At 67.5% G+C, this 23618-nt stretch carries 23 protein-coding genes; 8 read left to right on the top strand and 15 right to left on the bottom strand.

The window, feature by feature from the left end:
- From N7590_RS07495 to N7590_RS07540, 10 genes are all read right to left on the bottom strand, one after another.
- A partial coding sequence (locus N7590_RS07495) for a DUF6491 family protein (protein ID WP_006433036.1) occupies window positions 1-449 on the bottom strand: 449 nt, incomplete at its 3' end.
- A 221-nt stretch (window positions 450-670) separates the two neighbouring features.
- Window positions 671-1384, bottom strand: coding sequence for a lipoprotein-releasing ABC transporter ATP-binding protein LolD (lolD, locus tag N7590_RS07500; RefSeq protein WP_053511427.1), 714 nt, complete (start codon window positions 1382-1384; stop codon window positions 671-673).
- A complete protein-coding gene (locus N7590_RS07505) occupies window positions 1377-2618 on the bottom strand; it encodes a lipoprotein-releasing ABC transporter permease subunit (RefSeq protein WP_006433034.1) in 1242 nt (413 codons plus the stop codon). The genes lolD and N7590_RS07505 overlap by 8 nt, the downstream gene beginning before the upstream one ends.
- Before the next feature lie 23 nt (window positions 2619-2641).
- On the bottom strand, window positions 2642-3091 hold the full coding sequence (locus N7590_RS07510; RefSeq protein ID WP_053511426.1) for a hypothetical protein: 450 nt from the start codon (window positions 3089-3091) through the stop codon (window positions 2642-2644).
- The gene (locus N7590_RS07515; protein ID WP_005409080.1) at window positions 3042-3290 is read right to left on the bottom strand and encodes a succinate dehydrogenase assembly factor 2; all 249 of its coding nucleotides are present in this window, start codon (window positions 3288-3290) and stop codon (window positions 3042-3044) included. Before N7590_RS07515 ends, N7590_RS07510 begins: the two co-directional genes overlap by 50 nt.
- 73 nt (window positions 3291-3363) lie before the next feature.
- Entirely contained in the window at window positions 3364-4149 is a 786-nt protein-coding gene (locus N7590_RS07520; RefSeq protein WP_005409079.1) for a succinate dehydrogenase iron-sulfur subunit, read from the bottom strand.
- Window positions 4150-4215: 66 nt separating this feature from the next.
- Window positions 4216-6006 (bottom strand): succinate dehydrogenase flavoprotein subunit, encoded by a 1791-nt coding sequence (gene sdhA / locus N7590_RS07525; RefSeq protein WP_053449391.1) that lies wholly within the window; start codon window positions 6004-6006, stop codon window positions 4216-4218.
- A gap of 31 nt (window positions 6007-6037) precedes the next feature.
- A complete protein-coding gene (sdhD, locus tag N7590_RS07530; RefSeq protein WP_006432981.1) occupies window positions 6038-6424 on the bottom strand; it encodes a succinate dehydrogenase, hydrophobic membrane anchor protein in 387 nt (128 codons plus the stop codon).
- Window positions 6421-6813, bottom strand: a complete 393-nt coding sequence (gene sdhC / locus N7590_RS07535; RefSeq protein WP_005409076.1) for a succinate dehydrogenase, cytochrome b556 subunit — start codon at window positions 6811-6813, stop codon at window positions 6421-6423. Before sdhC ends, sdhD begins: the two co-directional genes overlap by 4 nt.
- 56 nt (window positions 6814-6869) lie before the next feature.
- Window positions 6870-7040: a DUF1674 domain-containing protein gene (locus tag N7590_RS07540; RefSeq protein WP_005409075.1), complete on the bottom strand. Its 171-nt coding sequence runs from the start codon at window positions 7038-7040 to the stop codon at window positions 6870-6872.
- 39 nt (window positions 7041-7079) lie between these two features.
- Here N7590_RS07540 and N7590_RS07545 point away from each other — a divergent pair, with 39 nt between their 5' ends.
- Complete coding sequence (locus tag N7590_RS07545) at window positions 7080-7955, top strand: folate-binding protein YgfZ (protein WP_164241882.1); 876 nt, start codon at window positions 7080-7082, stop codon at window positions 7953-7955.
- Between the two features lie 127 nt (window positions 7956-8082).
- On the opposite strand, the gene ugpC is transcribed toward N7590_RS07545, so the two are convergent.
- Window positions 8083-9165 (bottom strand): sn-glycerol-3-phosphate ABC transporter ATP-binding protein UgpC, encoded by a 1083-nt coding sequence (gene ugpC / locus N7590_RS07550; protein ID WP_053511424.1) that lies wholly within the window; start codon window positions 9163-9165, stop codon window positions 8083-8085.
- A 353-nt stretch (window positions 9166-9518) separates the two neighbouring features.
- Between ugpC and zwf the strand changes: the two genes are divergently transcribed.
- The 5 genes from zwf to eda all read left to right on the top strand — a co-directional run bounded on the left by zwf (window position 9519) and on the right by eda (window position 15551).
- Complete coding sequence (gene zwf / locus N7590_RS07555) at window positions 9519-10955, top strand: glucose-6-phosphate dehydrogenase (RefSeq protein ID WP_053511423.1); 1437 nt, start codon at window positions 9519-9521, stop codon at window positions 10953-10955.
- Window positions 10952-11959 (top strand): glucokinase, encoded by a 1008-nt coding sequence (gene glk / locus N7590_RS07560; protein ID WP_006432897.1) that lies wholly within the window; start codon window positions 10952-10954, stop codon window positions 11957-11959. The genes zwf and glk overlap by 4 nt, the downstream gene beginning before the upstream one ends.
- Entirely contained in the window at window positions 11956-12678 is a 723-nt protein-coding gene (gene pgl, locus N7590_RS07565; RefSeq protein WP_053511422.1) for a 6-phosphogluconolactonase, read from the top strand. The genes glk and pgl overlap by 4 nt, the downstream gene beginning before the upstream one ends.
- A gap of 58 nt (window positions 12679-12736) precedes the next feature.
- Window positions 12737-14653: a phosphogluconate dehydratase gene (gene edd, locus N7590_RS07570; RefSeq protein ID WP_053449386.1), complete on the top strand. Its 1917-nt coding sequence runs from the start codon at window positions 12737-12739 to the stop codon at window positions 14651-14653.
- A 238-nt stretch (window positions 14654-14891) separates the two neighbouring features.
- Window positions 14892-15551 (top strand): bifunctional 4-hydroxy-2-oxoglutarate aldolase/2-dehydro-3-deoxy-phosphogluconate aldolase, encoded by a 660-nt coding sequence (gene eda / locus N7590_RS07575; protein ID WP_053449385.1) that lies wholly within the window; start codon window positions 14892-14894, stop codon window positions 15549-15551.
- Between the two features lie 332 nt (window positions 15552-15883).
- Here eda and N7590_RS07580 read toward each other — a convergent pair whose 3' ends face one another.
- The 3 genes from N7590_RS07580 to ispG all read right to left on the bottom strand — a co-directional run bounded on the left by N7590_RS07580 (window position 15884) and on the right by ispG (window position 18727).
- Entirely contained in the window at window positions 15884-16531 is a 648-nt protein-coding gene (locus N7590_RS07580) for a response regulator (RefSeq protein WP_006432784.1), read from the bottom strand.
- A 200-nt stretch (window positions 16532-16731) separates the two neighbouring features.
- The gene (locus N7590_RS07585) at window positions 16732-17481 is read right to left on the bottom strand and encodes a phosphatase PAP2 family protein (RefSeq protein WP_053449384.1); all 750 of its coding nucleotides are present in this window, start codon (window positions 17479-17481) and stop codon (window positions 16732-16734) included.
- Window positions 17462-18727 carry a flavodoxin-dependent (E)-4-hydroxy-3-methylbut-2-enyl-diphosphate synthase gene (gene ispG, locus N7590_RS07590; RefSeq protein ID WP_164241884.1) on the bottom strand — a complete coding sequence of 422 codons (1266 nt, stop codon included), beginning with the start codon at window positions 18725-18727 and terminating at the stop codon, window positions 17462-17464. Before ispG ends, N7590_RS07585 begins: the two co-directional genes overlap by 20 nt.
- A gap of 114 nt (window positions 18728-18841) precedes the next feature.
- Here ispG and N7590_RS07595 point away from each other — a divergent pair, with 114 nt between their 5' ends.
- Both N7590_RS07595 and N7590_RS07600 read left to right on the top strand, forming a co-directional pair.
- Entirely contained in the window at window positions 18842-20068 is a 1227-nt protein-coding gene (locus tag N7590_RS07595; protein ID WP_053449382.1) for an ATP-binding protein, read from the top strand.
- Window positions 20065-20634 carry a response regulator transcription factor gene (locus N7590_RS07600; protein WP_008265983.1) on the top strand — a complete coding sequence of 190 codons (570 nt, stop codon included), beginning with the start codon at window positions 20065-20067 and terminating at the stop codon, window positions 20632-20634. Before N7590_RS07595 ends, N7590_RS07600 begins: the two co-directional genes overlap by 4 nt.
- 21 nt (window positions 20635-20655) lie before the next feature.
- Here N7590_RS07600 and N7590_RS07605 read toward each other — a convergent pair whose 3' ends face one another.
- Window positions 20656-23556: a type 2 lanthipeptide synthetase LanM family protein gene (locus tag N7590_RS07605; RefSeq protein ID WP_164241885.1), complete on the bottom strand. Its 2901-nt coding sequence runs from the start codon at window positions 23554-23556 to the stop codon at window positions 20656-20658.
- Between the last annotated feature and the right edge of the window lie 62 nt (window positions 23557-23618).

Here is a 23618-nt window from a genome sequence, read left to right on the forward strand (position 1 = left end):
TTCTTCGTGTCTTCCTCGCGCTCCTGCACCTGGGCCTGGCGCAGCTCCTGCTCGGACGCACGCAACGCCTTGACGTCCAGCTTGCGGATGCTCTTGATGAAGCACGGCATGCGTGGGCCGCCCGTGGGGTCGCGCACCAGCACCTTGTCGAAGCGCGTCGAAACGCGATTCATCTGGCTGGTCAGGCCGATGGCGGTGGCAAACGTCAGGTCCTGGCAGGGGCCGTTCAACTCCAGCAGATAGGCTTCGCTGGGGCGGGTCCATACCGCCAGCGCGCTGTCTCCCAGTTCGGTCCAGCCATTGAGGCTGCCGAAGAACTGCATGTCGTTCTGCGGCGCACCGGCATGCGCACGGTACAGGTCCAGCTTCTCGGCGCTGCTGAGCCGGCCGGTGGTCGCACAGGCGGCCAGGGCCAGGCAGAGGCCGGCCATCAGGATCGGGGTCTTCATGGCGATCTCCTCGGGGTACTGTCGCCATCATGCGCCTGCCAGAGTGGCGCCCGTGCGACGACCGGGAGCCCCATTCAGGCGGCGGTCGGCGGTCGACCAAGGTCGACCTCCACCAAGGCAGGCCCAGGACTCCGGAATCCGGTAGTCGCCAACCTTGGTTGGCGCTTGCCCCGCAGGAGCAGCCAACCAAGGTCGGCTTCCACCCAGGCGGGACCAGCGGCTCAGACGTCAGCGTGGGCCAATGCGTGCAGCCGCCCTTCGCGCAGTTCCAGCACCCGATCAAGGCGACGCGCCAGGCTGCGGTCGTGGGTGACCAGCACCAGGCTGGTGTGGCGGGCGCGGTTGAGTTCCAGCATCAGCTCGAACACGGTGCCTGCGGTGCGGTCATCCAGGTTGCCGGTCGGCTCGTCGCCAAGCACGCAGGCCGGGTGGTTGACCAGTGCACGCGCCACGGCGGCACGCTGGCGTTCGCCACCGGACAGCTCGCCCGGCTTGTGGTCCAGGCGATGGCCGAGACCGACCGCCTCCAGCAGGGCCGTTGCGCGGCTGGACGCCTCGGCCACGGCGGTATCAGCCAGCAGCACCGGCATCATCACGTTTTCCAGCGCGGTGAATTCCGGCAGCAGGTGATGGAACTGGTAGACAAAGCCCAGCGCCTGGTTGCGCAGCAGGCCGCGCGCGGTATCCGACAGCGCCGACATGCGCTGGCCGGTCACATAGACTTCGCCGGCGGTTGGAACATCCAACCCACCCAGCAGGTGCAGCAGCGTGCTCTTGCCGGCGCCGGACGCACCGATGATCGCCACCGTCTCGCCAGCGGTCACGGTCAGGTCCAGGCCATCGAACACCGGGGTCTGCATGCGCCCTTCGGCGTAGGTCTTGCCCAGTGCTTCGGCGCGGATCACTTCATCGCCGCGGTTGAAGACCTTATTCATAGCGCAGGGCCTCCGCCGGCTGGGTGCGTGCTGCCCGCCAGGCGGGATACAGGGTGGCCAGGAAGCTCATCAGCAGCGCGACCACGGTGATCGCCACCACGTCGCCGGTCTGCATGTCGGTCGGCAGGCCGGTGATGTAGTACACGTCCTCAGGCATCAGCTTGACGTTGAACACCGCCTCGATGGCACCGAGGATGCGTTCGAGGTTGAGGGTCAGGGTGATGCCGCCGATCAGCCCGGCCAGGGTGCCGAAGATGCCGATCAGCGAACCCTGCACCATGAACACCTGCATCACCCCGCCCGGGGTCAGGCCAAGGGTGCGCAGGATCGCGATATCGGCCTGCTTGTCGGTGACCAGCATCACCTGCGAAGACACCAGGTTGAACGCACCCATCGCGATGATCAGCGACAGCAGGATGCCCATCACCACCTTCTCCATGCGCAGCGAGTGGTAGAGGTTGGCGTTCTGCTGGGTCCAGTCACTCACGCGGTAGGCGCCGCCGAGGCTCTGCGCCAGGTCCACGCCCACCTCCAGCGAGCGGTCCATGTCGTGCAGCTTCAGCCGCACGCCGGTGGCACCGTCACTGCGCAGCACGCGCTCCAGGTCCTGCATGTTGGCGAAGCCGACGCCACGGTCGACCTCGTTATAGCCGGCCTCGAAGATGCCGCTGACGGTGAAGCGCTTCATCCGCGGCACTGCACCGGCAGGCGTGCCCTGCACTTCGGCGAAGGTCACCAGTACCTGGTCGCCGACGTCCACGCCCAGCCAGATCGCCAGCTCCTTGCCCAGCAGCAGGTTGAAGCTGCCCGGCTTGAGGCTGTCATAGCTGCCCTTGGTGACCTTCTTGTCGATCACCGACACCTTCGGCTCCAGCGCCGGGTCGATGCCCTGGATGATCGCGCCCTGGACGCGCGGGCCACTGATCATCGACTGGATCTCGATGTACGGCGCGGCACCCGCCACGCGCGGGTCCTTGCTGGCGATGTCGACCACACGCATCCAGTCCGGCATCGGCTCGCCGTCGCGACTGATGGTGGTGTGCGCGGTCATCTGCAGCAGGCGGCTGCGGATTTCCTTCTGGAAACCGCTCATTACCGCCAGCGTGGTGATCAGCACCGTGACGCCGAGCGCGATGCCCAGGATCGATGCCATCGAGATGAAGGAGATGAAGCCGTTGCGGCGCTTGGCGCGCAGATAGCGCAGGCCGATCGCCACGGGGATGGGTTTGAACATGCAGGCACGCCAGTCAATTCAGCTTATGGTGCCATCGTACGCGGCCGACGGGAAACGGCACGTGCGGCCACGGCCAGTCGCAGTTCACGTCGCTGCCCGGAATCGAGCACATCCGGCCAGAACAACAGGTGCCGGCGGCGTCGGCCCTCACGCCAGGACAACAACAGCCAGGCACCACGCACCACCAGCCGTGGCACATCAATGTCCTGCCCAGCCACCTGCAGCGGCTCGGGAAGCGGCGGCAGCCGCACCCGCAGGCGCGGCCTGCGCAGCCGCCAGGCCAGCTCGGCCAGGCCAAGGCCCCAGGCCAGCAGCACGGCAGGGATCAGCAGGCGCGGCGGCAGCTCCGAGGCGCGCAGCAGCCAGGGCGCGGCCAGCAGCACCGCCAGCTGGGCGGCGGCCTGCAGCCGCGAGGGACGCCACTCAAGGCTTGAGGGCGAGGATCTTCTGCATGAGAGGGATCGCGTGCGCATGCGGGCAGGCCTCATAGCCCATGAACCAGCGCCACAACTTATCGTCCTCGCAATCGAGCAGGAACAGGAAAACCTCGCGCTCTTCGGTCGGCGCAGTGCTCCATTCGTGGTCCAGGTAACGGCCGAACAACTGGTCCAGTTCGCGCATGCCGCGGCGGCAACGCCAGCGCAGCTTCTTCAGCAGAACATCTTCTTCCATCGTGCTTCTCCAGATACAGCAAAGCCACGCATGGCGTGGCTCTGCTGGGGTCATGCAACTACCCGGCGCCGTATCAGGCGCGGCGTTCCATCATCAGCTTCTTGATCTCGGCGATCGCCAGCGCCGGGTTCAGGCCCTTCGGGCAGGTCCGGGCGCAGTTCATGATGGTGTGGCAGCGGTACAGCTTGAACGGATCTTCCAGATCGTCCAGGCGCGCACCGGTGTCCTCATCGCGCGAGTCGATGATCCAGCGGTAGGCCTGCAGCAGGATCGCCGGGCCCAGGTAGCGCTCGCCGTTCCACCAGTAGCTCGGGCAGCTGGTCGAGCAGCAGGCGCACAGGATGCACTCGTACAGGCCATCCAGCTTCTTGCGGTCTTCCGGCGACTGCAGGCGCTCACGGTCCGGCGGTGCCGGGGTCTGGGTGCGGATCCACGGCTTGATCGAGGCGTACTGCGCGTAGAAGTGGGTCAGGTCCGGAACCAGATCCTTGACCACGTTCATGTGCGGCAGCGGATAGATCGGCACTTCCTTCTTGCCGCAGTCCGAGATGGCTCGGGTGCAGGCCAGGGTGTTGGTGCCGTCGATGTTCATCGCGCACGAGCCACAGATACCTTCGCGGCAGGAGCGGCGGAAGGTCAGGGTCGGGTCGATCTCGTTCTTGATCTTGATCAGGGCGTCCAGGACCATCGGGCCACAGGCGTCCAGATCAACTTCATAGGTATCGGTGCGCGGGTTGCTGTCGTCGTCCGGACTCCAGCGGTAGATCTTGAAGGTGCGCACGTTCTTGCCGCCGTTCTTGACGGGGAAGTGCTTGCCCTTCGTGATCTTGGAATTCTTGGGGAGTGAAAACTCGGCCATGGCTGCTCTCGTTGGCTCAGGCGGCCCGCGCCCGTGGGCGCGGATTGCATGGTAGGCGGGGTCGGATCAGTACACGCGCGGCTTCGGCGGCACTACGGACACGTCGTCGGTCAACGTGTACATGTGCACCGGACGGTAGTCGAAGCTGCACTTGCCCTTCTCGTCGACGCTGACCAGGGTGTGCTTCTGCCAGTTGACGTCGTCGCGGTCCGGGAAGTCCTCGTGCGCATGCGCGCCGCGGCTTTCCTTGCGCTGTTCGGCCGAGTTGATCGTCGCCACCGCGTTGAGCAGCAGGTTGTTCAGCTCGTAGGTCTCGATCAGGTCCGAGTTCCACACCAGCGAACGGTCGGAGACCTTCACGTCCTGGAACGAGTCGAAGATCTTGTCCATCTTCTCGCAGCCTTCCTTCAGCGTCTGGCTGGTGCGGAAGACGGCCGCGTCGGCCTGCATGGTGCGCTGCATGCGATCGCGGATGACCGAGGTCGGGGTATCGCCGTTGGCGTGGCGCAGCTTGTCCAGCAGGCCCAGCGCCTTGTCGCAGGCATCGGCCGGCAGCGGCTTGTGCGATGCGCCCGGCTTGATGGTCTCGGCGCAGCGGTTGGCCACCGCACGACCGAACACCACCAGGTCCAGCAGCGAGTTCGAGCCCAGGCGGTTGGCGCCATGCACGGACACGCAAGCCGCTTCGCCGATGGCGTACAGGCCCGGCACCACCGCATCGGGGTTGTCGCCGACCTTGCGCACGACTTCGCCGTGGTAGTTGGTCGGGATGCCGCCCATGTTGTAGTGCACGGTCGGGATGACCGGGATCGGCTGCTTGTGCACGTCGACGCCGGCGAAGATGCGGGCGCTCTCGGCAATACCCGGCAGCTTCTCGTCGATCACGCCCGGGCCGAGGTGGGTCAGGTCGAGCAGGATGTGGTCCTTGTGCTCGCCGACGCCGCGGCCTTCGCGGATCTCGATGGTCATCGAACGGCTGACCACGTCGCGCGAGGCCAGGTCCTTGTAGTGCGGTGCGTAGCGCTCCATGAAGCGCTCGCCGCTGCTGTTGCGCAGGATGCCGCCTTCACCGCGGACACCCTCGGTGATCAGGCAGCCGGCGCCGTAGATGCCGGTCGGATGGAACTGCACGAACTCCATGTCCTGCATGGCGATGCCGGCACGCATGGCCAGGCCGCCACCGTCGCCGGTGCAGGTGTGCGCCGAGGTGGCGCTGAAGTAGGCACGGCCGTAACCGCCGGTGGCCAGCACCACGCCCTGGGCGCGGAACAGGTGCAGGGTGCCGTCGGACATGTCCAGGGCCAGCACACCGCGGCAGGCGCCTTCTTCATCGAAGATCAGGTCGAGCGCGAAGTACTCGATCATGAAGCGCGCGTCGTGCTTCAGCGACTGCTGGTACAGGGTGTGCAGCATCGCGTGGCCGGTACGGTCGGCCGCCGCGCAGGTACGCTGCGCCGCCGGGCCTTCGCCGTACTTGGTGGTCATGCCACCGAACGGACGCTGGTAGATCTTGCCTTCGGCGGTGCGCGAGAACGGCACACCGTAGTGTTCGAGCTCGATGATGGCCGGGATGGCCTCACGGCACATGTATTCGATGGCGTCCTGGTCGCCCAGCCAGTCCGAACCCTTGATGGTGTCGAAGAAGTGGTAGCGCCAGTCGTCCTCGCCCATGTTGGCGAGTGCGGCCGAAATACCGCCCTGGGCGGCAACGGTGTGCGAACGGGTCGGGAAGACCTTGGTCAGGCACACGGTCTGCAGGCCCTTGGCGGCCAGGCCGAACGTGGCGCGCAGGCCGGCGCCGCCGGCGCCGACCACGACCATGTCGTACTTGTGTTCGGTGATCTTGTAAGCGGACATCTAATCTGGATTCCTGTGTTGGTGCCTGGGCTCAGGCAACGCCGAGGGCGATGCGGCCCACCGCAAACACACTGACGATCATGCCGAGCACGGCGACGAACTTCACCGCGGTCTGCAGCACCAGGGCCAGCAGCGATTCGTGGATGTAATCTTCCAGCACGACCTGCATGCCGAGCTGCGCGTGCCAGAACATGGCGATCAGCAGGCCGATCAGCGGCACGGCATTCCACGGCTTGGCCACGGCGGCGGCGGCGGTCGCGTAATCCGAACCCAGCAGGCTCAGCACGAAGACCAGGAACCAGATGCCCAGCACCACCAGGGCGGCGGCGGTCAGGCGCTGGTGCACGAAGTGTTCGGTGCCGGTCTTGGCCGAACCAAGGCCGCGCACGCTCTTCAACGGGGTACGGAACCTGCTCACGCGGCACCTCCGAACATCACATAGGCCCACACCAGCAGGGTGATCACCAGGCTGCCGGTGACCGACAGCCAGCTGCTGCGGATGAAGGCGGGAATGCTGAAGCCGATGGCGAAGTCCTGCACCACATGGCGGATGCCATTGCACAGGTGATAGGCGAACGACCATGTCCACGCGAACAGGAACACGCGGCCATACCAGGCCCCGGCATGGCCGGTGAAGCAGTTCCAGGACTCGGGCCCCATCATCAGGGCCAGCAGGCCCGCGGCGATGATGAGGGCACCAACAGACAGAAAGACGCCAGTGGCTCGATGCAGGATCGAGGTGGCCATCTGAATCTGCCAGCGATACACCTGAAGGTGCGGGGAAAGTGGGCGTTGTCTGGTCGCCATTCGCTGGGCTCGTTGTCTCGGCTGGGCGGCACGCGGCCGCGTTGGCTCAATGCTGATCAGAAATCGATGCAGCGTCCGTTTTTCTCCCAATCGCCGTACCGCACCGGATCAAGTCCGCCGCGGCCGCCGAATTCCTCTGCTTTTTCCTGTTCCACGGGCACGGGTGCCGCGGGGACCAGCGGGGCTTCAGATTCGTCGTCGGGAGTGGGGGTTGTTTGGCCTATCATGTTCGGTCTCGCAACGCACAAATTTTAGACCTCGTTCACGTGCCTGACAACCTGCCCCCTGCTTTCGTCGGATATCCGCGCCTTCCCGGCCACCAGCTGCTGAGCCTGCAGGGTGTCGATGCGGCCGTTTTCGCCCACGCCCAGTTCAGCAGCGATGTCACTGCCCTGCCCCTGCTGCACTGGCAGTGGAGTGCCTGGCTGAGTGCCAAGGGCCGCACCCTGGCGGTGTTCCAGCTGCTCCGGCTGGCCGAAGACCATGTGATGCTGGTGCTGGCCGACGGCGATGCCGATGCGATTGCGTCGCAACTGCAGCGCTTCGTGTTCCGCCGCAAGGTGAAGGTGCTGGTGCGCAGCGATCTGGCGGTGGCCGGCGCCTTCACCGCGCCCGAGGCCGCCAGTGGCGCCGCCATTGCGCACGCCGCAGGTGACGGCTGGGAACTGGACCTTGGCAGCGATGCCCTGCCGCGCACCCTGCGCATCGGCGCTACCGACGCCTTCGCCGCCGGCAGCGAAGCCGATGAGGCGGCCTTCGCCCTGGCCTGGCGCCAGGCCGACCTGCGCTACGGCCTGCCCCGGCTTGAGGAAAGCCAGCGCGAGGTGTGGACTCCGCAGCAACTGGGGCTGGATCGCCTGAACGGCTACAGCGTGAAGAAGGGCTGCTACCCGGGCCAGGAGATCGTCGCCCGCACCCACTTCCTCGGCAAGGCCAAGCGCGCGGTGCAGCTGCTGCATACCGCGGCGCCGGCGCAGGCCGGTGATGGCGTGCAACAGGACGGCGCGGCGCTGGGCACGATCGCCAGCGTAGCCGGCGACCTGGCGCTGGCGGTGTTGCCGTTGGAGGCCAGTGACGCCGATCTGCAGGTCGGCGATGCCGTCGCGCAGCGCATGCCGTTGCTGGACGGATTGGCGCGCTGAATCCACCCGACGCTTCGGTGGGTGCGGACCGTTGGTCCGCACGCCTTCGGCGAATGAATGGTAGTGCCGGCCGCTGGCCGGCAACCACGCCTGGTTGAGGTTGCCGGCCAGCGGCCGGCTCTACCCGTTACAGGCGCTCGCCGGTTTCCGGGTTGAAGAAATGCAGCCCCTGCGGGTGGATCGCCACGCGGATCTGCTCACCCACCGCCGGCAGTACCTGCGGCGCTACGCGCATGGTCAGCGCATGCTGGCCACTGCTCAGGTTGACGAAGATCTCGTTGCCGACCGGTTCGATGCCTTCGATGCGCGCGTTGAACGCATGCGCATCGTCGGCGGTCGCCGGCTGCAGGTGCTCGGGGCGCACGCCCACCGCGATCGGCTTCTGCAGCCACGCCGGATCGATCGTGGCCTGGCCCAGCGGCGCGCGCCATTCGCCGTCAACCACGGTCACGCCACCGGCATCGCCCTGCAGCGTGCCACGCAGCACGTTCATCGCCGGGCTGCCGAGGAAGCCGGCCACGAACAGATTGGCCGGGCGGTCGTACAGCGCCATCGGCGTGTCGATCTGCTGGATGACGCCGTCCTTCAGCACCACGATGCGCTGGCCCAGGGTCATCGCTTCGACCTGGTCATGGGTCACGTAGATCATGGTGGTGCCCAGCTTGCGGTGCAGCTGCGCGATCTCGGTGCGCACGCTGTGGCGCAGCTTGGCATCGAGGTTGGACAGCGGCTCGTCGAGCAGGAACACCGCCGGCTCGCGCACCAGCGCGCGGCCAAGCGCAACACGCTGGCGCTGGCCGCCGGACATCGCCTTGGGCAGCTTGTCCATCATCTCGGTCAGGCCCAGCGTCTGCGCCGCCTCGGCGATGCGCCTGTCGATCGTCGCCTTGTCATGGCCGCGCAGCTTCAGGCCGAAGGCCAGGTTCTCGGCCACGGTCATGTGCGGGTACAGCGCGTAGCTCTGGAACACCATCGCGATGTCGCGATCCTTCGGCGCCACGTCGTTGACCACGCGATCGCCGATGGTCAGCGTGCCGCCGCTGATCTCTTCCAGCCCAGCCACCATCCGCAGCAGGGTCGACTTGCCACAGCCGGACGGGCCGACCAGCACCATCAGCTCGCCATCGGCGACCTCGAAGCTGGCGTCCTTCACCGCGACCTGGCCGTTGTCATAGACCTTGCGCACACCCTGCAACTGCACTTTTGCCATATCACCTAATCCGGTCCGCCCGAAGCCGGGCTGTCTTTTGGGACTGCCTCGGCCCTCCCGATGGCAGTGATGATTGCGCGCCCACCGCATGGCGGCGAGCACTGCAATCGAATACAGTTGCCCATTCTGCCATGTAAACGTTTTCACGTGGCACTATCCGATGATCGGTGCGCACCGATCTGCGTCGGCGATTGAACGAAGGTTCCGCCGAGGTAGTGGTTTCGATTGGAACGGTCTTCCGGAGCCCCGGGAAACCCGCCCGACGAACCTCGGACAGGCAGTTGCGCGGATGTCCCCCGAACCCAGCCATGAAGCGATTGACAACGATGTCACCCGGATCTGAAACTCGAGCGATGCACGACACCCTCTTCCTGTTCGGTGCCACAGGTGATCTGGCCCAGCGCTACCTGTTCCCTTCGCTGCTTCGCCTGCTCGGCGACGGCCTGCTGCCGGAGGACTTCCGCATCCGCGCACTGGCCCTGTCCGGGCATGACACCGAAGCCTTCCATGACATCCTGCGGCCGCGCCTGCAGCAGGCCATGCCGATGGCTACGCAGGACGACATCGCCGGGCTGCTGCGCCGCATCGACTACCGCTCGGTGGACCTGCGCGACGTCGACTCGGTCGCCGCCGCGGTCTCCGACCTGGTGCACCGCAAGTGCGTCAGCTACCTGGCCATCCCGCCGGGCCTGTACATCTCCACCTGCGAAGGCCTGGCCAAGGGCGGCGCCCTCGCCGCGCCGGCACGGCTGATGCTGGAGAAGCCGATCGGCAGCGACAGCGAAAGCGCTGAAGAGATCATCTCCACCATCGGCCAGTGGATCGACGAGGACCGCGTGTTCCGCCTCGACCACTACCTGGGCAAGGCGGCGGTGCAGAACCTGATCGCGCTGCGCTTCGGCAACACGCTGCTGGAAGCGGTGTGGAACCGCAATTACATTGAATCGGTGCACATCCTGGTCGCCGAAAGCGAAGGCGTGGATGGCCGCGACGCCTACTACGCCCGTTCCGGTGCGCTGCGTGACATGGTCCAGAGCCACATCCTGCAGCTGCTGTGCATGGTGGCGATGGAGCCGCCGGCCTCGCTGGAAGCCGACCGCATCCGCGACGAGAAGGTCAAGGTGCTGCGCGCCCTGCGCCCGCTCGATGCCAAGCACGCCGCGCGTGACAGCATCCGTGGCCGCTACACCGCCGGCACCATCAACGGCCAGCCGGCCCAGGCCTACCAGCCGCCGGAAGGCAGCGACGTGGAAACCTTCGCCGGCGTCACCGCGCATATCGACAACTGGCGCTGGAGCGGCGTGCCGTTCCACCTGGTCACCGGCAAGCGCCTGCCCGAGCGCACCACCCGCGTGGTGGTCACGCTGAAGCCGGTCACCCACTGGCTGTTCGAGCGCCCGCAGCGTGCGCAGGCCGCACCGAACCGCCTGGTGTTCCAGCTGCAGCCGCAGGAGAACATCGAGCTGGGCCTGATGAGCAGCCTGGCCGGCCCGGAATGGGGCGCGCTGGAACTGCATCCGCTGGAACTGGAACTGTCGGTGCCGACCGGCCTGCACCGCCGCATCGCCTACGAACGCCTGTTCCTGGATGCCTTCAACGGCAACCACACGCTGTTCGTGCGCGACGACGAAGTCCGCGCGGCCTGGGCATGGATCGACAGCGTCGCCGATGCCTGGAAGGAAGCCAGGCTGCCGCTGGAACCCTACCCCGCCGGCCAGTGGGGCCCGGGCAACGCAACGGAGTTCCTGCCGCAGGGCGTGGATGCGCCGGACAGTGGAGCCTCGGCATGAGTGTCGGCTCGCAGCCGGTGCTGGTCGCCGACATCGGGGGCACCAATGCCCGTTTCGCACTGGCCGATACCTCGCTGGACGCGCCGCTGCTGAAGGACAGCATCCGCGAATACGCAGTGGCGGAGTTCCCATCGCTGGGCGACGCCGCACGTCATCACCTCGAACAGATCGGTGCCAGCGCGGGCCGTGGCGTGTTCGCGGTGGCGGGCCGTGTCGATGGTGACGAGGCACGCATCACCAACCACCCGTGGGTGATCTCGCGCAGCCGCACCGCGGCGATGCTCGGCTTCGACGAACTGCACCTGATCAACGACTTCGCCGCACAGGCGATGGCAATCTCGCTGCTGCAGCCGGAAGACGTGATCCAGGTCGGTGGCGCGGCATGGGTACCAGGCAAACCCGGACAGCCGCGCAACTACGCGGTGATCGGACCCGGCACCGGACTCGGCGTCGGCGGCCTGATCCTTCGCCATGGCCGCTGCTATCCGCTGGAAACCGAAGGCGGCCATGTCAGTTTCCCTCCGGGAACGCCGGAGGAGATCCGCATCCTGGAGATCCTGTCCGAGCAGTTTGGGCGCGTCTCCAACGAACGGCTGATCTGCGGCCCTGGCCTGGTCAACATCCATCGCGCCGTGTGCGAGATGGCCGGCATCGATCCGGGCCAGCTGCAGCCGGTGGACGTGACCGCACGTGCGCTGCATGGCGACCCGCAGGCGATGCGCACCGTGGACGTGTTCTGCGCCGTGTTCGGCGCGATCGCCGGTGACCTGGTGCTGACCCAGGGCGCCTGGGACGGCGTGTTCCTGACCGGCGGCCTGACCCCGAAGATGCTTGATTCGCTGCAGCACTCCGGGTTCCGCCAGCGCTTCGAGCACAAGGGCCGCTTCTCTTCGATCATGGCGCGGGTGCCGTCGCTGGCGGTGATGCATCCCCACGCTGGGCTGCTGGGCGCCGCCGCCTATGCCGCCGACGCCGAACGTGACGCACCAGGAGTTGCCGCATGAGCCCCACCTTCCACGACGACCGCATCGAGTTCATCCAGCACGGCGACGCCGATGGCTGGATCGAGGCGGTCGCCGCCGAGATGGCACAGACCCTCAACCACGACATCAACGAAGTGGGCCGCGCCCGCATCCTGCTGTCTGGCGGTACCACGCCGGCGCCGGTCTACCAGGCACTGGCCGAGCTGGACGTGCACTGGGACCGGGTTGAAGTCAGCCTGGCCGACGAGCGCTGGCTGTCGCCGCAGGATCGTGACAGCAACGCCTGGTTGGTGCGCGAGCACCTGCTCAAGCGCGCCGAGGGTGCGCATTTCGACCCGCTGGTGCGCGTCGGCAAGCCGCTGCCGGAATGCGTCTACACCGCCAACCTGCAGGCCCAGCACAGCCAGCCGCCGAGCCTGGTGGCGCTGGGCATGGGCAATGACGGCCACACCGCCTCGCTGTTCCCGGGCTCGAAGGACCTCGCCCGCGCGCTGGAAAGCACCCTGCCCTATGCGGCGCTGGATGCCACCGGCTGCCCCGGTGCCAACCAGTGGCCGCTGCGCATCACGCTGACCCCGCACGGCCTGCGCCAGTGCCGCCAGCGCCTGCTGCTGCTGCGCGGCAAGCAGAAGCTGCAGGTGCTGCGCCAGGCCCTGGACAGCAACGACGCCCAGCAGTACCCGATCCTCAACGCGATCAACCTGGAAGGCGCGCGCCTGCGCGTCCACTGGGCTGATTGAAGTCGGCGGCGGCGCGCTGCCGCCGCTTGCCTCTCGCCACCACGAACGCCGGTAGCCAATGAGCCTCCATCCGCAACTGCACGCCATCACTGAGCGCGTCATCCGCCGCAGCGCCGCCTCGCGCGCCGCCTACCTGGCCGCGATCGACGCCGCCCTGCGCGATGGCCCCTTCCGCAGCCGCCTGAGCTGCGGCAACCTCGCCCATGGCTTCGCCGCCTGCGGCGGTACTGACAAGAGCCGGCTGCGCGGCGGCGTGACGCCGAACCTCGGCATCATCACCGCCTACAACGACATGCTGTCGGCGCACCAGCCGTTCGAGACCTACCCCGAACAGATCCGGAAGATCGCCCGCGAGCTGGGCGCCACCGCACAGGTGGCTGGCGCGGTGCCGGCAATGTGTGACGGCGTGACCCAGGGCCGTGGCGGCATGGAACTGTCGCTGTTCTCGCGCGATGTGATCGCCCAGGCGACGGCCATCGGCCTCAGCCATGACATGTTCGACACCACCGTCCACCTTGGTGTGTGCGACAAGATCGTGCCGGGCCTGCTGATCGGTGCGCTGGCCTTCGGCCACCTGCCGGCGGTGTTCGTGCCGGCCGGCCCGATGACCCCGGGCATTCCGAACAAGCAGAAGGCCGAAGTGCGCGAGCGCTACGCCGCCGGTGAAGCCACCCGCGAGGAGCTGCTGGAGGCCGAGTCCGCCTCGTACCATGGCGCCGGCACCTGCACCTTCTATGGCACCGCCAATTCCAACCAGGTGTTGCTGGAAGCGATGGGCGTACAGCTGCCGGGTGCGTCGTTCGTCAACCCGGACACCGCCCTGCGCGATGCACTGACCCGCGAAGCCACCGAGCGCGCACTGGACATCACCGCGCTGGGCGACGATTTCCGCCCGCTGGGCCGGATCATCGACGAGCGTGCGATCATCAACGCGGTCATCGCGCTGATGGCCACGGGCGGCTCGACCAACCACACCATCCACTGGATCGCGGTGGCGCGGGCCGCCGGCATCGTGCTGACCTGGGATGATTTCGACGAACTCTCGCAGCTGATTCCGCTGCTGGCCCGTGTGTACCCGAACGGCGAAGCCGACGTGAACCGCTTCGCCGCCGCCGGTGGCCCGGCATTCGTGTTCGGCGAACTGATCAAGGCCGGCCTGATGCACGGCGATCTGGTCAGCGTGGCGCGTGGCGGCATGGCCGACTACGCCCGCGAGCCGCAGCTGCGCGAGGGCAAGCTGGTCTACCTGCCGGGCCTGGAACGCAGTGCCGATGAAGAGGTGGTGCGCAGCGTCGACAACCCGTTCGAAAGCCAGGGTGGCCTGCGCCTGCTGCGCGGCAACCTGGGCAAGTCACTGATCAAGCTGTCGGCGGTGAAGCCGCAGTACCGCAGCATCGAGGCACCGGCGGTGGTGGTCGATGCGCCGCAGGTGCTGAACAAGCTGCACGCCGGCGGTTTGCTGCCCGAGCATTTCGTGGCGGTGGTGCGTTACCAGGGCCCGCGTGCGAACGGCATGCCGGAACTGCATTCGCTGGCGCCGCTGCTGGGCCTGCTGCAGAACCAGGGCCGGCGCGTGGCGCTGGTCACCGACGGCCGCCTGTCCGGCGCCTCGGGCAAGATTCCGGCGGCCATCCACGTGACGCCGGAAGCGGCGCGCGGTGGCCCGCTGGCGAAGGTCCGCGAGGGCGACATGATCCGCCTGGATGGTGAAGCCGGCACGCTGGAAGTGCTGGTGGACGCCGCCGAATGGGCGGCGCGGTCGTTGGCGCCGAACACGGCTCCGGCAGCGCATGACCTGGGCCGCAATCTGTTCGCGATCAACCGTCGCGTGGTGGGCCCGGCCGACCAGGGCGCGATTTCGATTTCGTGCGGGCCGGCAGCGGCGGATGGTGGGCCGTGGGATTACGACGCCGAGTATGAGCTGGGGCACGATGCGGCGGCAGCGGCGGCGCCGCATGAGGCGAAGGACGCCTGAGGGTTGAAGAGCGTTGCGGGTTTGTTGCGGCGGTGAGTTTGCTGGCGGCGGCAGAGGGCAGCCCGTCGCCAGGACACGCCGTGAATACGTCCCTGTAGGCTCGGTCGCGCCATCCATGGCGCGAACGGTCCTGGCGACGGGCTGCCCTCCGCCGCATCACAGTTTCCGGCGCCGATACGCCGCGAAGTGATCACTGAAAATCAAATTCAAACGCAGAAGCAAAGGCAGAAGCAGAGCTATGGGTATCGAACAACATCAGGTGAAGGCGGCGGAGCTGTTGCATGCGGCGGGCATCCTGCCGGTGGTGACGATTCATACGCTGGACCAGGCGCGTGCGGTGAGTGCGGCGCTGCTGGAAGGGGGCTTGCCGGCGATCGAGCTGACCCTGCGTACGCCGGTGGCGATGGAAGCGCTGGCGATGCTCAAGCGCGAGCTGCCCGATGTGGTGGTGGGCGCGGGCACGGTGCTGACCGTGCAGCAGATGCAGCAGTCCATCGATGCGGGTGCGGATTTCCTGGTGACCCCGGGTACGCCGCCGGCACTGGCCGATGCGCTGGCCGCCGCCCCGCTGCCGGTGGTGCCGGGTGCCGCGACGCCGACCGAGCTGCTGTCGCTGTATGCGCGCGGCTTCCGCGTGTGCAAGCTGTTCCCGGCCACGGCCGTGGGCGGGCTGGCGATGATCAAGGGCCTGGCCGGCCCGGTCGCCGATCTCAAGCTGTGCCCGACCGGTGGCATCACCGAGAACACCGCCGCCGAATACCTCGAGCAGAAGAACGTGGTCTGCATCGGTGGTTCGTGGATGGTACCGGGCAACTGGATCGCCGACGGCGAATGGGACAAGGTCCGCGCCAGCGCCGCCGACGCGGCGAAGATCATCAAGCGCGTGCGCGGCCACTGAGCCCGACAAAGGTGTAGAGCCGAGCCCACGCTCGGCTCCGGCATCATCAGGGGTCAGAGCCCTTTCCCACCGGGAAAGGGATCCGACCCCGGGCGACGAGCGCGCACAGCGCGCGACCCGCTCCTGCTCTTCCTTCTTCATTCCGCGGTGGACGCGCACGGAACCTGTCCGTGGCCGGGCGGATGGGTTGTGCAGGGGCGTGAGCCGCATGGATGCGGCGACCGAGCTTACAGGGACGTACTTGCAGCGCCCCCTGCACAGCCCATCCGCCCGGCCCCTCAGAATTCAACCGCACCGCACACCGCGAGGGGCTCAGCCGTTGGCCGAAACCCTCACAACGGCCGTGCCGGATCCACCAGCCCGTACTGGCTCGCCATGCGCGCCAGCGCGATGTTGTCGTGGATCCCCATCTTCTCGAACAACCGCGCCTTGTGCGTGTTCACCGTCTTCGCGCTCAGGCTCAGGCGCCGCGCGATGTCTTCCTGGCGCAGGCCCTGGGTCAGCAGCAGCGCCACTTCCAGCTCGCGCGGCGACAGGCTGTCGAACGGCGAGCCGTTGCCCTCCACCGTCGACAGCGCCAGGTTCTGCGCGATGCTGGTGCCCAGGTAGCGACGACCGGCCGCCACGTCGCGCACCGCACGCAGCAGCTCCTGCGCATCGCAGCCCTTTCCGATGTAGCCGGCGGCACCGGCTTCAAGCAGGCGCTTCGGCAGCGGGCCGTCTTCCAGCACCGACACGATCACTACGCGGGTATTGCGGTGGCTGCGGACAATGCGCTCGGTCACTTCCATGCCACTGACACCCGGCAGGTGCAGATCGCACAGCACCACGTCCGGCAGCAGCTGGCGCACTTCACGCAGCGCGTCTTCGCCGGTCTCGGCTTCGCCCACCACCTCGATGTCGGTTTCCCCCGACAGAATCATCTTCATCCCGGTGCGGACCAGTGCGTGGTCATCCACCAGGTAGACTCGAATCGTCATTCACGTACCTCTTCGAATGCGGCCATTGCAGGTCAAGCTAGGCAGGGTGCCGTAACCCTGCAAGCGCGTTCGTAATGCGGCAATGGCAATCTGCCTTGCGCATCACAGTACCGCGCCTGGTGCTTGCCCCCTGTCTTGCAGAACCTGCTGCAACGAAACAACTGATCTATCACGTAGACGTCCCCGAAGGGTCATCCACGTCAAACCCCCTGTGATGATGCTTCGCTGGCCTTCGCTGGCGGCGAGCCGTGACGTCGCCATGGGTGCCGGCGACTGAACATGACCAGATAGCACCCTACCACCCAAACCAGCGCGGCACACCATCCGGCCAGGATATCGGAGGGGTAATGCACCCCCAGATAGACCCGGGACACGCTGACCAGCAGGCTGAACGCCGGGGCCAGCAGCAGCACCGGCCAGCGCCAGCGGGTGTTCCAGGCCAGCAGTACCAGGGTCACCGCCAGGGTCATCGACCCCATCGCATGGCCACTGGGGAAACTGAACGTCGATTCCGGCGCGATCGATTCCCACAGGCTGGGGCGCTGGCGCTGGAAGAAGTGCTTGCTGCCCATGTTCAGCAGCGCCGAGCCGACGAAGCTGACGCCGACGAAGGTGGCCTCGCGCCAGCGCCGGTAGCCCAGCAGCACGCCGATGATCAGCACATCGGCCGGGATCAGGAACCACTCGTAGCCCAGCCTGGAGATGAGCACGAAGAAGCGGTCCAGCAGCGGCGAATGCAGGCCATGCATCTGCCACAGCAGGGGGGCATCGAAATGGAACGATTCAAATTCGTGCACTTCATCGGCCAGCGCGACGAAACCGGCCAACGGCAGCAGCACGCCACCGAACAGCAGCAGCAGGCGCCAGGCGTTGCGCGCCATCCAGTGGCGGAAACCGGAGGCTGACTCCGGTGCAGCGAGGATCGCAGGCTTATCCGGCGCTTCGGACATAGTTGTGTTCGACGTAATCGTCGATCAGGGCGACGAACTCCTGGGCAATGTTGTCGCCACGCAGGGTCACCTTCTTCTCGCCATCGACGAAGACCGGCGCCGCCGGCGTCTCACCGGTACCCGGCAGGGAGATGCCGATGTTGGCGTGGCGCGACTCACCGGGCCCGTTGACGATGCAGCCCATCACCGCCAGGGTCATGTTCTCCGCCCCCGGGTGGTGGATCTTCCACAGCGGCATCTTCTCGCGCACGTGGTTCTGCACCACCTTGGCCAGTTCCTGGAAGAATTCGGACGTGGTGCGACCGCAGCCCGGGCAGGCCGTGACCAGCGGGGTGAAGGCGCGCTGGCCGGTGGTCTGCAGCAGTTCCTGGGCGACGATCACTTCCTGCGTACGCGACTGGCCCGGTTCCGGGGTCAGCGAAATGCGGATGGTGTCACCGATACCTTCCTGCAGCAGCACGCCCAGCGCCGCCGACGACGCGACGATGCCCTTGCTGCCGATGCCGGCCTCGGTCAGGCCCAGGTGCAGGGCGAAGTCGGAACGCTGGGCCAGGTCGCGGTACACCGCGATCAGCTCCTGCACGCCACTGACCTTGGCCGACAACACGATGCGATCGCGCGGCAGGCCGAGTTCCACCGCCTGCTCGGCCGAATCCAGCGCCGAACGGATCAGCGCCTCGCGCAGCACGCGGCCGGCATCCCAGGGCTGTTCGCGCAGGTTGTTCTCGTCCATCAGCTTCGCCGCCAGGGCCTGGTCCAGCGAGCCCCAGTTGGCGCCGATGCGCACCGGCTTGTTGTAGCGGATCGCAAACTCGATCAGCTGGGCGAACTGCAGGTCCTTCTTCTTGCCGAAGCCGACGTTGCCCGGGTTGATACGGTACTTGGCCAGTGCTTCGGCACAGGCGGGCTCGGCAGTCAGCAGCTGGTGGCCGTTGTAATGGAAGTCACCGATCAGCGGTACGTCGATGCCCATCATCGCCAGCTTGTCGACGATGCGCGGAATCGCCGCAGCGGCTTCAACGGTGTTGACGGTCAACCGCACCATTTCCGAACCGGCACGCCACAACTCGGCCACCTGCTTGACGCTGGAGGCCACGTCGGCAGTGTCGGTGTTGGTCATCGACTGCACCACCACTGGCTTGCCTCCGCCTACGGTGACCCCGCCGATCTGCACGGCATGGGTCTGGCGGCGCGGCCAGGAGGTGGCATCGGAGGGCGGAGTCGGGCGGGTGACGGCGTCGTGCATGGGCGCATTCTACCGCCCGCCCCCGCATTCCGGGTGACTCGCATTCAGCCGGCGGCACGGCTGCGGCCTATTGTCGCAGGCACGCCCGCCCGCGAACGCATACGATGGGCATGAATGACCGGTCCCGACGCTCCGTTTCTCCGTACCCTGTGCAGCCTGCGCTGGCTTGCCGTGGGCGGCCAGGCCGCGACCATCCTGGTGGCCACCTGGGTGCTGGGCCTGCCGTTGCCGCAGCTGCCGTTGTGGGCCGGCGTGGCGGTGCTGGCCCTGTTCAACGTCTACACCCAGTTGCGCCCGGAGGCAGCTGACACCGCGCCGCTGACCGCCTTCGGCCACATCCTGGTGGACGTGATCATCCTGACCTGGATGGTGGGCTGGAGCGGCGGCATGGCCAACCCGTTCAGCTCGCTGTTCCTGATCCTGATCGCACTGGCCGCATTCGCCCTTCCCCTGCGCTGGGCGCTGGCGGTCGCACTGGCCTGCCTGCTCGGCTACGCCAGCAGCGGCATCTTCGGGCAGCCCCTGCCGGACGGCTACTTCCGCGCACAGGACCTCAACCGCTGGGGCGTGGTGGCCAACTTCCTGATCTCCGCCGCGGTGGTGCTGGCGTTCTCGACCCGGCTGGCATTGGCACTGCGCCAGCGCGAGCTGGAGCTGTCGGCGCTGCGCGAGCGCTTCGCGCGCAACGAAGGCATCGTCGCGCTGGCCACCCATGCCGCCTCGGTGGCGCATGAACTGAATACCCCGTTGGCGACGATGACCCTGCTCGCCGACGACGTCGCCGAGCGCAGCGAAGAGCCGGAAGTACGCGAGGACATGGAAACCCTGCGCGAGCTGCTGGTGCAGTGCCGTGAGCGGGTGCTGGCACTGGCCGCACCAGCGTCGGCCGACGCGCCGGGCCGCAGTCACTCCAGCGCCCAGCAGGTGCTGGAGCAATGGCGACTGGTGCGGCCGACCATCGACCTGCACCGCAACGACGATGCGCCACTGCGGCTGCCGCTGGACCCGGGCGTGGGCCACCTGCTGATGGTCCTGCTCAACAACGCCGCCGATGCCGGCGAGAAGGCCGGCCGGCCGCGCGTGGACCTGGACCTGCGCATCGAAGGCGACGACCTGATCGGCGAAGTCCGCGACTACGGCCACGGCTTCGATGCCCGCGCCGCCGTGCTGCCGGGCAAGCTGTTCGGCAGCAGCAAGAGCGAGGGCATGGGCGTCGGCCTGGCCCTGTCCCATGCCACCATCGAACGCCTCGACGGCGAGATGTGGATGCGCCCGGCCCAGGGGGCCGGCAGCCGCGTCGGCTTCCGCCTGCCGCTGGCCCCACGCGAGGACACCCCATGAGCCTTCACCACTCCACCCTGGGCCTGCTGGTCGACGACGACGAGCTGTACCTGCGCACCCTGCAGCGCAGCCTGGCCCGCAAGGGGCTTGAAACGCAGACCGCACAGGATGCCGCCAGCGCGCTGGCACTGGCCCGCCAGCATCCGCCAGCGTTCGCGCTGATCGACCTGAAGCTGGGCAGCGATTCGGGCCTGGCCCTGATCCAGCCGCTGCGCGCCCTGCGTGCCGACATGCGGATCCTGCTGGTGACCGGCTACGCCAGCATCGCTACCGCGGTGGAAGCCATCAAGCTCGGTGCCGACGACTACCTGCCCAAGCCGGCGACCGTACCGATGATCCTGCGCGCATTGGGCGAGGAAGACGACGGCCCGGCCGACGATGGCGAAATGGAAGTGCCCGACGCGATGACGCCGATCAGCCGCCTGCAGTGGGAACACATCCAGCAGGCGATGCACGAGACCGGTGGCAATGTCTCGGCAGCCGCGCGCCTGCTCGGCATGCACCGGCGCTCGCTGCAGCGCAAGCTGGCCAAGCGGCCGAGCCCGGAACGCGACCCGACCCGTTGACCGCCGCGGGACGTTCCCGGCTCAGGCCTCCGCCAGCGCCGCCGGCACGGCCTGCCCGCTGCTGAATCGTGGCTCCATTGCGCCCGCCCGCGCCGACGCCGTCTCCTGCAGCAGCGGCGACGGCAGCACGCAGGCCGGATGCATGCGCAGGAATCCATAGATCGCGCCGGCCAGCCCGATCATCAGGCCCGGGGTGAAGGCCGCACGGGTCAACCCGCCGACCATGCCCTGGTGCTCCTCGATCGAAGACACGATCTCGATGGCTGCATCATCCCGCGCATAGGGGCAGCCCTCCGGGTCCAGCGCGGCGGCCAGCACCAGCAGCTCGCGGGTCGACACGTCGCCGTGGCACAGGGTATGGCTGAAACCCCATTTGCCGCGTGCATCGGCCACCGCCCGGCGCATGTCGCGCAACTGCGCCGGGTCGCCGGTACGCGCATACAGGTCGGCGGCCGCCAGTCCGATGCCGACGCTGCCATGGCACCAGGTGGGGAAGTTCTTCTGCCCGTCCTGCAGATGGATGTCGCGCCAGTGCCCGGTATGCGGCTCGAACAATGCCGCCTGGAACGCGAAGGCCTCTTCTGCCAGTTGCCGCCAGGCGGCGCGCTCTGCCGCACTGCCCGCCTGCGAACGTGCCAGCCGTGCCAGCGCCCACCCCATGCCCATCGCACCATGGCCGAAGCCACCGATCGGCTCCCGGAACTGCGGCGTCGGCCAGCGCGCACCGTCGGCATCGACGATCGCCGCATCCTGCATCCGTCGTCCCGCTGCAGCCGCCAGATCCAGCCAGCGCGCGCTGCCGGTGGCCTCGGCCAGCGCCAGCAGCGGCAGGATCATGCCGGACACGCCATCAATCAGTTCGAACTTCACCGGCCCCTGGAAACCACGGCGTTCGGCGGCTTCCGCACAGTGCTCTGCCAGCGCCAGCAGTGCCGGCCGCTGCAACAGATCGTGCAACGCCAGCAGGGTCCAGATCTGCGAACCGGTGCCGACGAATCCACCGTCGATCTCGGCAGGATGGCGCTCGCACATGGTCTGGAACACCGCAATGGCGCCGTCGATGGCCGGTTCCAGGCCGGCCACCGGATCTGCACGCCCCTGCGCCACTTCACGGCGGTAAGCCGCCAGCGCGAAGGCAATGCCACCCAGGCCGAAGTACAGGTCGGGCTGCACTGGTTGAACCGTCCAGCCGCTGCGGGTCACCTCGGGCGTGATCCAGGTCATCGAGCCGTCTTCACCGTGCACGGCCAGTCGCAGCAGGTTCTCCACCGCGCGCGCTGCGAGTGCGCGTCGACGCGCATCCAGTTCGTCGGCGTGCGGCTGCCGTGCCGCGTAGCTGTAGCCGGAGCGGGCCTCTGCACGTGCCAGCGCATGCTGGTTCAGGTCGGTGGCCACCAGCGTGCTGCGGATGGTCACTTCTTCCAGATCGATGCGCATCGCGCGCCAGTTGGCAACGATCGAATGGATGCGTGGCGCATCCAGCAGCGATGCGAAGATCGGAATGTCTCCGTAGCGCAGGTCATCCACCTCGCCGCGCACGGTGTCCAGATCCGAAGGTGCAGCCGGCGATACCGCCGCGTTCCTCACCAGCAGGTCGACGGCACGTTCGACTGCCTGGGCTTCATTGTGCAGGGACGCCGGATGCCAGAGCATCCGCCCGAGCTCGGCATAGGCCATGGTCGGCCGCCGCACGTCCCGCACCTGGCACCCTTCGAACCCCGCCAGCAACGGCATCAGCTCGCCCTTCGCATCCAGCGCGCGCAGGCGCCCACTGGCATCGACGAAACCCTCGCTGATGTGGTCCCAGTACAACGAGACATCCGGCTGCGGGCTCGGATGGTTCTGTGCGATGGCGACTTCCGCCTCGACCAGGCCCAGCCGCGCCGACGCGGTCCCGTCTTCGATGATCACCGGCACTTGCACCCGTGGCTGCTCGCCCGGCAGCGCGCCGGCGGCGGACAGGTCCACTCCTTCCATGCCGAGGCCGGTGGTGCGGAACGGCACGATACCGGTGCGCAGCACGGAATTGCGCATCAGTTTGACGGCCGTGTCGTAGGCATCGCCCAAGCCTGAGGGTTCGACGTCGATGACGCGCGAAAACACACTTTCGGCGTCGACCACCACCGGCACCGGCCCGACTGCAATCAGGTTCTCAAGATGGATGTCGGTACCCCCGACCAGGCGCAGGATCGCCAGCCAGTGACCGAGGCCGCGGTAATAGGCACGCAGCTCTTCGTCACCGGAACAATAGCGGTGCGCCGCGAATGCGGCCCAGCCGTGGCTGCCACGATCAACCACGCGGGGCACGCGTACCCGGTCCGCGCCTTCGCCGAAGACTGCGGCAAGCAGGCCATCGAGCGTGGCATCGATGCGCAGCGAGCGTGGCTTGTACATCAGCGTGCCGCCGTCGAACTGCAGCCGCGCCACTGTGCGGCCGCCGCCATGCAGGTCACCCCGCCCCAGCGAGACGGCACGCAACGCTCCTGCCGGCCGGTCGAGCAGCTCCGTCAGCAGCGCGCGATCACTGCCGATGCGCGCGGCCAGCTCCACCACGGCCGCGCATTGCCCTTCGAGCATGCGCGACAGCCGCGGCAACAGCACCGGGTAGCGTCGCTGCAGATGCTCCTGGAAGCCCTCGCTGGTGGCGAGGGCCATGAATTCGTCCAGCGCACCGGCGCTGTCAAGCGGGCCGATGTCACCGCCGCGCGCGGCGGCATGCAGTTCAAGCAGCAGCACGCGATTGAGCTTGAGCTGGGCATGCTCACGAAGCGCCGCATCGCCCTGCCCGTGCAGCAGCTTGCGTTCGTCCGGATGCAGGTCGATAGCGGGGTCATGCAGGCCAGCGGCCAACGCGGCGCGCGCATCGGCAAGAAAATGTTCGGTGATGCGCGCAAACGCGGCCGCAGCCGGAGAAGCGGTCATTACGCCCCCTGCAAAGTGTCCAGAGTCTGTTCCAGTGGCCGGCACGCAGCGCAAACCGCTGC

It is taken from the genome of Stenotrophomonas sp. GD04024, from assembly GCF_029837545.1.
GTDB classification, from domain to species: domain Bacteria; phylum Pseudomonadota; class Gammaproteobacteria; order Xanthomonadales; family Xanthomonadaceae; genus Stenotrophomonas; species Stenotrophomonas forensis.